General features: G+C 38.2%; 10 protein-coding genes and 1 tRNA gene. 7 read left to right on the top strand and 4 right to left on the bottom strand.

All coding sequences use genetic code 11. The annotated features are described in order from the left end of the window. The first annotated feature begins 665 nt into the window (after positions 1-665). The 3 genes from nagB to LI954_RS06500 all read left to right on the top strand — a co-directional run bounded on the left by nagB (position 666) and on the right by LI954_RS06500 (position 3,522). Positions 666-1,367 carry a glucosamine-6-phosphate deaminase gene (nagB, locus tag LI954_RS06510; protein WP_229444009.1) on the top strand — a complete coding sequence of 234 codons (702 nt, stop codon included), beginning with the start codon at positions 666-668 and terminating at the stop codon, positions 1,365-1,367. Between the two features lie 176 nt (positions 1,368-1,543). Continuing rightward, positions 1,544-2,290 (top strand): tyrosine-protein phosphatase, encoded by a 747-nt coding sequence (locus tag LI954_RS06505; protein ID WP_202066809.1) that lies wholly within the window; start codon positions 1,544-1,546, stop codon positions 2,288-2,290. A gap of 569 nt (positions 2,291-2,859) precedes the next feature. Beyond that, positions 2,860-3,522 (top strand): HAD family hydrolase, encoded by a 663-nt coding sequence (locus LI954_RS06500; protein WP_229441541.1) that lies wholly within the window; start codon positions 2,860-2,862, stop codon positions 3,520-3,522. A 108-nt stretch (positions 3,523-3,630) separates the two neighbouring features. On the opposite strand, the gene nrdF is transcribed toward LI954_RS06500, so the two are convergent. The 4 genes from nrdF to nrdH form a co-directional block, all read right to left on the bottom strand. Further along, positions 3,631-4,593: a class 1b ribonucleoside-diphosphate reductase subunit beta gene (nrdF, locus tag LI954_RS06495; RefSeq protein ID WP_202066812.1), complete on the bottom strand. Its 963-nt coding sequence runs from the start codon at positions 4,591-4,593 to the stop codon at positions 3,631-3,633. 419 nt (positions 4,594-5,012) lie between these two features. Next, positions 5,013-7,172, bottom strand: coding sequence for a class 1b ribonucleoside-diphosphate reductase subunit alpha (gene nrdE, locus LI954_RS06490; protein ID WP_229444008.1), 2,160 nt, complete (start codon positions 7,170-7,172; stop codon positions 5,013-5,015). Then, positions 7,153-7,530 carry a class Ib ribonucleoside-diphosphate reductase assembly flavoprotein NrdI gene (gene nrdI, locus LI954_RS06485; RefSeq protein WP_229441539.1) on the bottom strand — a complete coding sequence of 126 codons (378 nt, stop codon included), beginning with the start codon at positions 7,528-7,530 and terminating at the stop codon, positions 7,153-7,155. Before nrdI ends, nrdE begins: the two co-directional genes overlap by 20 nt. Positions 7,531-7,532: 2 nt before the next feature. After that, positions 7,533-7,754, bottom strand: a complete 222-nt coding sequence (gene nrdH, locus LI954_RS06480) for a glutaredoxin-like protein NrdH (protein ID WP_202066815.1) — start codon at positions 7,752-7,754, stop codon at positions 7,533-7,535. An 871-nt stretch (positions 7,755-8,625) separates the two neighbouring features. On the opposite strand from nrdH, the gene LI954_RS06475 reads away from it, so the two are divergent. From LI954_RS06475 to LI954_RS06460, 4 genes are all read left to right on the top strand, one after another. Then, positions 8,626-9,096: a ferrous iron transport protein A gene (locus tag LI954_RS06475; protein WP_202066816.1), complete on the top strand. Its 471-nt coding sequence runs from the start codon at positions 8,626-8,628 to the stop codon at positions 9,094-9,096. Next, positions 9,097-11,247, top strand: coding sequence for a ferrous iron transport protein B (gene feoB / locus LI954_RS06470; RefSeq protein WP_229444007.1), 2,151 nt, complete (start codon positions 9,097-9,099; stop codon positions 11,245-11,247). Positions 11,248-11,250: 3 nt separating this feature from the next. Then, positions 11,251-11,385, top strand: a complete 135-nt coding sequence (locus LI954_RS06465) for a FeoB-associated Cys-rich membrane protein (protein ID WP_202066818.1) — start codon at positions 11,251-11,253, stop codon at positions 11,383-11,385. Between the two features lie 222 nt (positions 11,386-11,607). After that, positions 11,608-11,680, top strand: a tRNA-Lys gene (locus LI954_RS06460). The last annotated feature ends 256 nt before the right edge of the window (positions 11,681-11,936 follow it).

Here is an 11,936-nt window from a genome sequence, read left to right as displayed (position 1 = left end):
GTGCTAGTTCTACTTTGCCGCTTCTGCTTATATCAGTACTTTAGCAGAAGGGGATGTGTAGTTTCGATAAGGATTCCTTGAATAAAACCAGCTCACTTGATGTAGTAGAACTGTATGCGCAGCGGAGAGTAGAAGAATTGCTGTTTCTACGAGTCTAACGATTCTCAAGACAAAATATTACACTGTATCCATTTTTCTGCGCCTACAGTTCTCACTACATTACACTACACTTCGTTTCGATTTCATCAATTTCTAAACGGCAGAGCCGCTAAGAATTGAAGGACTTCATTTTGATCTCATCAATTTCTAAATGACAGAGCCATTAAGAATTGAAGGACTTCGTTCCGATCCTCGAAGAATGTAGGGGCTTTGCTCCTACGCTTCTTGGAATGCTCGAATCATACAAAGACTGGAACACTGTTTATTCAGTTTTAAGGGTCTGAGGCATACTAATGTCGCAAATCCGAATCACTATTTTTCCTATTTTTATAGGGTGTGACATTTTCTATAGTCCGTAAATAAGCGGTCTTCAAATAGCACCTTAAAAGCTCAGTGAATCTATTCACTTTAATCATTTTTTTATTTTCTTCTAGTGGTAATTAGAAAGGAAATATGCTATAATTGGACTATACCAAAATTCGGAATGTTAAAGGGGACAATCGATCATGAAAATTATTCGTGTGGCAAATGCAGAAGAAGGCGGAAAAAAAGCGTTTGAATTGATCAAAGAAGGTATGGATGTTGGAGCAAAAGTGTTAGGGTTGGCAACTGGAAGTACACCGGAAACTTTATATAAAGAAATGGTGGAAAGCAATTTGGATTTTTCTGAAATGACTTCTATTAATTTGGATGAGTATGTTGGACTTGGTGAAAGCGATGATCAAAGCTACCGTCATTTTATGAATGAAAAACTGTTTAATAAAAAACCATTTAAAGCAACCTATGTTCCTAATGGAAAAGCAGAAGATTTAACTGCTGAATGCGAGCGTTATGAAGGGATTATCGACAGCCATCCTGTTGATATTCAAATTTTAGGGATTGGTCAAAATGGGCATATCGGCTTTAACGAACCTGGAACTCCTTTGGATAGCTTGACTCATGTTGTTCAGCTGACAGAATCTACAATCAATGCGAACAAACGCTATTTTGATAAAGTAGAGGATGTACCGACAACTGCAGTTTCAATGGGGATCGGTTCAATCATGAAAGGGAAGAAAATGATTTTAATGGCTTATGGTGAAGCAAAAGCGGATGCTGTTAAAGGAATGATTGATGGACCCGTAACTATTGATATGCCGGCAAGTGCTTTGCAAAATCATTCAGATGTAGTTGTAATTATTGACGAAGCTGCTGCATCAAAATTATAATTAATTTCAATGACTGCTGTAAAATTTTACAGTGGTTTTTTTTCATCTCATTTTCTCGAAAAATTAGTGTTATAATGAACATATAGGTTAAAGTATTTCTGAAAAATTGAATAAATAGAAATTTTTCTATTAAAATATCACTAAATCATCGTTTAGTCAGTATCTAAGGAGGTTCTATGAATTTAGCAAATTTTAGGCAATTAGGCGGTATTCAAACAAATACCGGTAAAATGGTAAAAAAAAATCGTTTATTAAGATCTGGAGAAGTGTATCAGCTGAATAAAAAAAGTTTGGATGCCCTTCATGAACATGAGCTGGTAAAGATCATTGATTTGAGAGGCGAGAAAGAAATCACTACTCGACCGGATGATCAGCTGAACAATGTTTCTTATCAGTGGATTGATATCATGAAAGACGTTCACCATGATGCGAGTATGGAGGACCTTTTTGATGTTGCTGATATCGGAGCGGTTGACAGACATATGATTGAGATCTATGAGAACTTGATTTTGAATGATGGAGCACAGGAAGGATACAGAAAATATTTTTCTGAGCTGCTTTCTATAGAAAAAGGCAGCGTTCTTTTCCATTGTTTTGCAGGTAAGGATCGTACAGGTGTTGCTGCAGCATTAACGCTGGAGCTGTTGGATGTGCCGAGAGAGTCGATTTATGTTGATTACTTAGAAACAAATGTACAGCGGCAAAAGCCCAATGAACTGTTTTTGGCAGAGGCAGCTGCAAAAGGGTTGTCTCCTGAACAACTGGCAGGAATGAAAGTTGCCATGGAAGTGAAAAAAGAATATCTGGATCGTGCCTACCAGCTGATTGATCAGCATTTTGGCGACATTCAGAGCTATACAAAAGATGTGCTGAAATTAAGCAAAAATGATATTCAGTTATTAAATCATCTGTATGCTGAATAGCTGGAATATTTAGTTTGTCAGGGAAACGTAGAAGAAGTAAGGTGTGAGGAATACACTTATTTTTTCTACGTTTATCTGTCTGTTTAAATAGATGAAACATAATGAATAGTTCAGAAACGATGCTGGGAAAATAGTATTGGGTGTATTTTCTCCGGCAGGTTTAAAATAAAGTGAACGGATTATTAGATTATTTGGTTTGGAGGGTTGGCTATTTGACCTTTAGGGAGAGCTGACACAATCCAACATTACTATTACGAATGTATTAGAAATTGCTATTGTCGGTGTAGCGAGCAGTCTTTCTAAAATAATCAGTGTACTGCTGCAGGAAGTATTGGTGGAATTATCAGACTGCTGATCTGCATTCAGCTTATGCTGTTATTAAGACACTATTTTGAATATTCATAAGATTTATTTATTAAGAAAAAGCAGTACAATTACTGAGCCTGAGTTGCAGAAAGATGATGATATTTAAAGATTGCTGTTACTGCTGATTGTGGGAGCTTAATTGAATAAGGTTATATGACCAATCAGGCTGTATCAATTTTTTAGAAATAAGAGGGGAGAAGCGAATGATTAAGGGAATAATTTTTGATATGGACGGTGTTCTGGTTGATTCAGAATATACATTTTTGGAGTCAAAAACAGAGCTTTTGAAAGATGAAGGATTTCCAATGGACATCAGTTACCAGTACCAGTTTATGGGCACTACATTTGAATTTATGTGGCAGAAAATGAAAACAGAGCTGTCTTTGCCTCGTTCTGTGGCTGAATATATTCAGGATATGGATGATCGCAGAGCTGCGATGATTAAAAGAGATGGGATTCGTCCGATTAAGGATACAGTTTCTTTTGTCAGGCATTTAGCTGAAAGCAACTTAAAAATGGCTGTTGCTTCGTCTTCTCCAAAAAGGGAAATTATTTATAATCTAAATGAGCTGGGGATTACTACCTGTTTTGATGCATTGGTAAGCGGGGAGGAAGTAGCTCATTCCAAACCAGAACCGGATGTCTTTTTAGAGGCTGCCAGACAAATAGGGATTGCCCCGAAAAACTGTCTGGCTTTTGAAGATACAAGGAATGGCAGTCTGTCTGTGAAAAATGCGGGAATGTTTTGCGTCGGGTTTGAAAATCCAGATTATCCTGCGCAAGACTTGAGTAAGGCAGATCAGATTATCCGCAGCTTTTCAGACATTCAGCTATCAGATTTGCAGGAATGGTTTTCAGCAAAGTAAAACTCAAAAAATGAGTGAAAAGACATGGTACCTGAAGTACCCCTCTTTTCACTCATTTTTTTATTGTTTTCATTTAATCGTTCGATATACAATATTTATTTGAAAGATTTATTCCATGCCAATCAGATAATCATCGTCTTTCATTGCTTCAACCTGTCCAAGCAAGTAACCATTCCCTACTTGAGAGAAGAAGTCATGGTTGCTTGTACCGGTGGACAAACCATTCATAACAATTGGGTTTACGTCGTTAGCAGTGTCTGCAAACATTGGGTCCATTCCCAAGTTCATTAAGGCTTTGTTGGCATTATAGCGAAGGAAGGTTTTTACTTCTTCAGTCCAGCCTAATCCATCATAAAGCTCTTCTGTATACCTTTCTTCATTTTCATATAATTCATAAAGCAAGTCATACATCCAGACTTTTATTGCTTCCTGTTCTTCTTCAGAAAGCTCATTAAATCCAAGCTGAAATTTATAGCCGATATAGGTACCATGAACTGATTCATCACGAATGATCAGTTTGATGATTTCTGCAACGTTTGGCAGTTTATTGTTTCCCAGATAGTAAAGAGGTGTATAAAAGCCTGAATAGAAAAGGAATGTCTCCAGAAATACACTGGCAATTTTTTTCTCTAAAGGAGTACCATGTTTATAAATTTCATTGATTCGTTCTGCTTTTTTCTGCAGGTAGACATTTGTATTGGTCCATTCAAAGATATCATCTATTTCTTTTTTTGTATTAAGTGTACTAAAAATAGAAGAATAGCTTTTCGCGTGAACGGATTCCATAAACTGAATATTGTTCAGTACAGCTTCTTCATGGGGAGTCCGTACGTCTTTTCTTAGCTGATCCATCCCGCTTTCTGATTGAACTGTATCAAGCAGGGTCAATCCGCCAAACACGTATCCTACAGTTTGTTTTTCCATATCAGACAGTGTCCGCCAGTCATCCAGATCGTTTGACAGTGGAATACGGGTGTCCAGCCAAAATTGTTCTGTCAGTTTCTCCCAAGTTGATTTATCAATGATATCTTCGATTGCATTCCAGTTAATCGCTTCATAATAAGTTGCCATGATTTCTTCTTCCTTTCTGCCTGTTCGTTCACCAAAAATTAACTGAAAGACAAGATGATGCTATGTCCTTAGTATGTCCTAGCCTTCTGAAATCGAATAAACGGTATTCCAGTCTTTGTGTGATTTGAGAATTGCAGTAACATGAGAGCTGTAGACACAAAAGCAACTCTTCTGCGCTTCGTTGCATATACAGCTCTATTACATCAAGTGAGCTAGTTTCATTCAAGGGATATTTATCGAAACTACGTATACCATTCTACTCTGCTAAAGTACGGATATAAGTAAAACTGGCAACTCAAGATAAGAAAGGTCTGTCACAGCCTTGAGCTTCTCTCAGTTAATGTTTTAAATTTAATGGTAATATTAATACTTGATTATTTATCATTCAAAGAACTGATTTTACCGGAAGCTTGAAGTTGTTAGATGACACAGCTTTCGCACTGATTGCTTCCGATTTCTTCTGAATCTTCTGTGAATGTCCGTACGTAATAGATGGACTTGATTCCTTTATGGAACGCATAGTGACGCAGGATATTTAAATCTCTCGTCGTTTGTTTTGTTCCTTCTTTCCAGTCGTACAAGCCTTCAGGAATTTCAGAACGCATGAACAGTGTCAGACTCATTCCCTGATCCACGTGCTGCTGTGCAGTCGCATAAACGTCAATTACTTTGCGCATATCCATATCGTATGCAGAAGTGTAGTAAGGAATCGTATCGTTTGCAAGGTAAGGTGCAGGATAATAAATTTTCCCAATTTTCTTTTCCTGACGTTCTTCAATTATTCGTGTAATTGGATGGATGCTAGCACTTGTATCATTAATATAAGAAATAGATCCGTTAGGTGCAACAGCTAAACGGTTTTGGTGGTACAAGCCGTCTTGTTTCACCGCGTCACGAAGCTCTTTCCAGTCTTCTGTAGTGGGAACAAAAATATCACCAAACAATTCTTTTACTTTATCAAATTTAGGCGCTATTTTGTTATCGATATATTTTTCGAAATAAGTACCGTCTGCATAAGCAGATTTTTCAAAGTTATGGAATGTCTTCTTGTATTCTTTGGCAATTTGATTACTTTCCACTAAGGTCCAGTAGTTCAACAGCATGAAGTAGACATTTGTAAAGTCCAGTGATTCTTCTGAACCGTATTCCATATGATTTTTGGCAAAGAAGGTATGAAGACCCATTGCCCCTAAGCCGATGGTGTGGCTTAGTTTGTTTCCGTTTTGAATTGTTGGTACAACGTCAATATCAGAAGAGTCTGTGACAAATGTCAGTGCACGGGTCATTGCTCGAACGGATTTACCAAAGTCAGGGCTTTCCATCAAATTAACAATATTTGTTGAACCAAGGTTACAGCTGATATCTGTTCCCAGTACTTCATATTCCTGTTTGCCGTTGATTACAGACGGTGTCTGAACCTGCATGATTTCTGAACACAAGTTGCTCATAATGATTTTTCCGTCAATCGGATTTTGTTTGTTCGCTGTATCAATGTTCACAACATAAGGGTAACCGGATTCCTGCTGAAGCTTGGAAATTTCATTTTCAAGATCACGGGCTCTGATTTTCTTTTTGCGAATATTTGGGTTGGCAACCAGTTTGTCATATTCTTCGGTAATATCAATATAAGAGAAAGGTACGCCATATTCTTTTTCTACACTATAAGGGCTGAATAAATACATATCCTCATTTTTACGAGCCAGTTCATAAAATTTATCAGGAACAAGAACGCCTAAAGATAAAGTTTTTACACGTATTTTTTCATCCGCATTTTCTTTTTTAGTAGATAAAAACATTTCAATGTCCGGATGGAACACATTTAGATAGACAACACCGGCACCTTGACGCTGTCCCAGCTGATTAGAATAGCTGAAGCTGTCCTCGAATAATTTCATGACCGGAACGACGCCGCTGGCAGCCCCTTCATACCCCTTGATTGGTGCACCTGCTTCACGCAGATTAGAAAGGGTAATCCCAACGCCGCCGCCGATCCGTGACAACTGCAGCGCTGAGTTGATGGAGCGGCCAATGCTGTTCATGTCATCTGTAATTTGAATCAGGAAACACGATACAAGTTCGCCGCGGCGCTGTCTTCCTGCATTTAAGAAAGAAGGAGTAGCAGGCTGATATCTTTGATGAATCATTTCGTCTGCCAGCGTCAGTGCCAGCTCTTCATCTCCATCAGCAAAATACAAGGCATTAAATGCTACACGATCTTCATAGCTTTCCAGGTATTCTGTACCTTCATTGTTTTTCAGTGCATACTGAGAGTAAAATTTATAAGCAGCCATAAATGACTTGAATTGAAAATTTTGTTCATCAAGAAACTGATACAGGCGCTCGATAAAGACCATTGAATACTTTTTGATAAAGGCCTGTTCAATATAGTCGTTTTCAAGTAAATAGTTGATTTTTTCTGCGGTATTCGCAAATTTTTTTGTATTCGGTACAGCATTTTCTTTAAAAAAAGCTTCCAGTGCCTCATGATCTTTATTTAATGGAATCTGTCCGTTTACCGGGCGATTAATTTCATTATTTAATTTAAAATAGCTGACATCTTTAATTTCTTTTAGACTCAATTTCACTCACTACTTTCTTAAAGGATTCAACATCTTCGTTTGTACCGCTAAATTCAAAAGAAAAAAGCAGTGGTACGTCGTAATCTCGTGCAATATCTTTTGCAGTATAAACAAATAATTCAGCAAAATTTCGATTACCACCGCCAGCTACTCCCTGTAAATTGTCCTTGTTGGTTTTATAATCCAAAAAATCATTTACAACTTCTGTGATTTCTATGTCATAGGTAGGAACAACTAAAATAAATGGCTCATTTATCTCAAAAAAAGGATTCGCAGGCTCAATTTCATAAGCTGGCAAATCCAATTTTTTTATGAAGCGTCTTGTCTGTCCTGTAACACTAAAATAGGCTATCTTCATGATTAAGACAATTGTTTCAATTGATCTGGACGGAAGCCGACTACTGTAGCTGCATCAGAAGTGATGACAGGAACACTTTGATACCCCTGATCTTTTAACCAATCAATCATTTCAGGTTGATTATCAATATTAACTTCCTCAAAAGGGATATTATTTTCGTTTAAAAAGCGTTTTGCCATGTTGCATTGAATACAATTATTTTTAGAAAAGATTTTTACGTTCATAATTTTTTCCTCCTCAATTAATCTACATTCCCTAGTATAATTCTCTTAAAAAAAAAGTCAACACTTAGGCACTATATATTGTGGTTGTTTTTTTGTCGAACACAAAGTTTTGTGTTTTTTTAATATTTATGAAACTCAGTAACTATGAGAGTTCTGGTGTGGAGTATGGTCTTTTTTTGTTTATAAATTGGCGAAATAAAAAATTTTCAGCCAAAAAATTACCACCTAAAATACAAGATATAGTGTCTGTTTCTTTCTGGACACAAGATTAGGCTCTGTCTGAAAACTCTAGTGGTGAATATTTTCGTGGAAGTCATTGTCATAAAGCCTCGTTTATGCACTATACTGCCAACACTTTTCCAAGTAGACGCGTTTGTATCGAGAATCGAACAAGGTGAGACTCGTAGATACAAGGATTTTCCACTGATACAGGAACAGCTAGTGGAATGGTATGCGAACCGACAATCTGATGAATTAACAATAATTCATTCCTGTATTAAAAGTTTGCTTCTGCGCTTCTACGAATGCTCGTCGCATGTCTTAAGGTCGTGCAAGAACTTGCTCCTACGCTTCTACGAATGCTCGTCGTATGCCTTATGCTCATACAAGACATGCTAACGGTTTTCCAAGTAGACACGTTTGTTCAATTCTCGATACAAATGTGTTTGTTGAGAAATGTGTTGGTAATATCTGATTGCTCTATAGTTTTTAGACATACCTTAGAACGTTTTTTTCAACGAAGCAGAGAATAATTGTTCAATTCCTTACAAGCAGCATTGACATCGCTTTGTGAAAGCGTTATTCTATTGATAATGATTCTCAATTTCATTCATAAAGAGTTGAAACTTTTTCACAAAAAGGAGGTAGAATGATGCTGACACTAATAGAAGCAGAATTAAATAAGGTATATACAGTGAAGGAAATTAACACTGAAGAATCTTCAAAAAAGCATTTAAGTGATTTGGGATTGATTTCTGGAGGGAAAGTGGCTTTGGTGAGCTACTCAAAAGGAAATGGGATTATCGTTCTTCATAACAGTCGTATTGCATTGAATGACTCTGTTTTGAGGCAGGTTGTCATCGGTGAGGAACAGGAACAGGAAGAGACCTGGTTGTCTCTGGATCAGCTGGAGGTTGGTGAGAAAGTTAAGGTGGTCAGTATTTACGGGAAAGGTGCTGTCCGTCGCCGCTTGATGGATATGGGCTTGACGAGAAATGTCAATGTTTTGATACGAAAGCGGGCGCCATTGGGAGATCCGATTGAAATTAATTTGCGGGGCTATGAATTAACCCTTAGAAAAAATGAAGCAGAGCTTGTTTTGGTAAGGAAAGAGGTGGGCTAAATGAGCTATCATATTGCACTGGCAGGAAATCCCAATAGCGGGAAGACAACAGCTTTCAATGGGTTGACCGGAGCAAATCAATATGTAGGGAACTGGCCGGGAGTAACCGTGGAGCGTAAAGAAGGAAAATGGAAAAAGGATAAAGAAGTGATTCTTCATGATTTACCGGGGATCTACTCATTGTCTCCTTATACACCAGAAGAAGTAATTGCCAGAGATTACCTGCTGGAACAAAATCCGGATGTAATTATAAATATTATTGATGCAACGAATCTGGAAAGAAACTTATATTTGACCACACAATTAATTGAAACAGGAATTCCGATTGTTTTGAGCCTGAACATGATGGATATTGTTGAAAAAAATGGCAAGAAAATTAATTTTGAGAAACTGGCTTATAGTTTAGATGCTGAAGTGCTTGGTATCAGTGCGGTGAAGAAGCGTAATTTGGATAAATCGGTTGAAGAAGCACTGCATCATGTTAGGAAAGCTTCCGGAGACCTTAGTTACCCTCAATATGATAAAAGACTGGAAGCAGCTTTAAATGAAATCATTGCAGTGTTGGGACAAAGTGTACCGGAAAAACAAGCCAGGTTTTATGGGATCAAGTTATTTGAACGTGATCCAAAAGCTGCGGCTAAGCTGAGATTGTCTGAAACACAAAGAAATGAGATCGAAGAAATTATCAAAATTACTGAGAAGTTATTTGGTGATGACAGTGAAACGATTGTCATTAATGAACGTTATGAATTTATCTCTAAACTGATTGCACTCTGTGCGATTGAAGAAGATGAAATTAATTTGAAGCTAAGTGATAAGATTGACCGTATCGTTACAAACCGCTGGCTGGCCTTACCGATTTTTGCTTTTGTGATGTGGCTGGTTTATTATCTGTCCATTCAAACCATTGGTGTTATGGCGACCGATTGGGTGAATGAGGAACTGTTTGGTGCCATTATTCCTGAGACGGTTGAATCTTTACTAGAGAGCTGGCAGGTGGCCGGCTGGATGCAAAGCCTTATTTTAGAGGGTATTATTGCCGGAGTTGGAGCAGTACTTGGTTTCCTTCCGCAACTGGCAGTTTTATTCCTCTGCCTTGGTTTTCTGGAAGACTGCGGATACATGGCACGGATTGCATTTGTCATGGATCGGATGTTTAGAAAATTCGGATTATCCGGAAAATCTTTTATTCCCATGCTGATTGCCACAGGATGCGGAGTACCGGGGATTATGGCAAGTCGAACGATTGAAAATGAAAAAGACCGCCATATGACGATTATGGTTACAACGTTTATGCCATGCTCAGCAAAATTGCCGATTATTGCATTAATTGCCGGCGCATTCTTCCCGAACAGCAGCTGGGTTTCTCCTTCTGCCTATTTTCTGGGTATCGGTGCAATAGTACTTTCAGGAATTGCATTAAAGAAAACAAAGATTTTTTCTGGTGATCCGGCACCCTTTATTATGGAACTGCCGACGTACCATATGCCTCATCTGAAAAATATTCTTCGTTATTCTTATGATAGAAGTAAAGCATTTGTTAAAAAAGCAGGAACAATCATTTTCGTTTCCAGTATTATTATCTGGTTCACGTCAACGCACTCTTTCAGTATGCAGGAAGTGGAAGGCGGAGAAAGTATTCTGGCGGGGCTTGGCAGACTGATTGCACCGATTTTTGCACCATTAGGCTGGGGCAATTGGCAGGGAGCTGTAGCGACGATTACCGGATTGGTTGCTAAGGAAAATGTAATTGGAACGTTTGGTATTTTGTTTGGTCACTTGGAAGAAGTATCTGAAAACGGTGTGGAATTCTGGAGCGTGCTTCAAGGAGCTTTTACACCGATCTCTGCTTATTCATTCCTGGTCTTTAATTTATTGTGTGCACCATGCTTTGCTGCAATCGGAGCAATTCGTCGTGAGCTGCCTGATTTGAAATGGTTGGCAGGAGCAATCGGTTATCAATGCGGCTTGGCTTATGTGGTAAGCTTCATCATCTATCAATTTGGGCATATTATTTTTGAACAGGGAACTGTAGGAATTGGAACGGTTATTGCAGCAGGATTGGTCGCTGCAATTGTTTACCTGCTAGTAAGAAAGCCAAAATCTGCAGAACCAGTGCTGACTGTTCTACCGGCTATTGAAAGGGGATAGAAAATGGCAACAATTATTTTATCTGTTCTTATATTTGGCAGTGCAGGATACGTTGTGTACGCTAAATTGAAAAAAGGTCAGGACTGTTCGGACTGTCACACGACCTGTCCGGTGAAAAAGGAACAGGATCAGACATAAGAATATTATTATAAAAGGAAGATAAAAAAACAACTGAACAGCAGCTGGAATTTGCTGCCAGTCAGTTGTTTTTATACAGAATCAGAGACCATTAATGCTGGAAAATGTGGAACTGCAGCACTGAAAACGGTTGTTTCCAATAGATTTAAAATCCTTTGAATTTTAATTGATATTTTTCTTGAATAACTAAGTTTCAGGTGCTACAATAAGTAAGTGTCATTTGGGACGTTAGCTCAGTTGGTAGAGCAGCTGACTCTTAATCAGCGGGTCGCGGGTTCGAGCCCCTCACGTCCCATTGGGTGCCAAACCCACGAGAATGGTATTCTGTCGGCGTTTTAGGACGTTTAGAAGATGGAATACGCATTCTCTTTTTTTGTTTTTTTAAAGTGGTGAGTGCCTAAAAATGCCTATTACAAATGGGTACATTCTTGGCTCTTTGTCAAATCGGACTGATAGTATCACCAATGAACATCGGAAGAAGGAATCGAACTCCTTCTCCGGTGTTTTTTATTTGTATTGAATAAGGCCGTTGAGTAAGAAAATTCGGGTAC

It is taken from the genome of Enterococcus sp. CWB-B31 (assembly GCF_020567645.1).
In the GTDB taxonomy this organism is placed as follows: Bacteria; Bacillota; Bacilli; order Lactobacillales; family Enterococcaceae; genus Enterococcus_L.
This window is presented reverse-complemented; position numbering and strand designations above follow the sequence as displayed.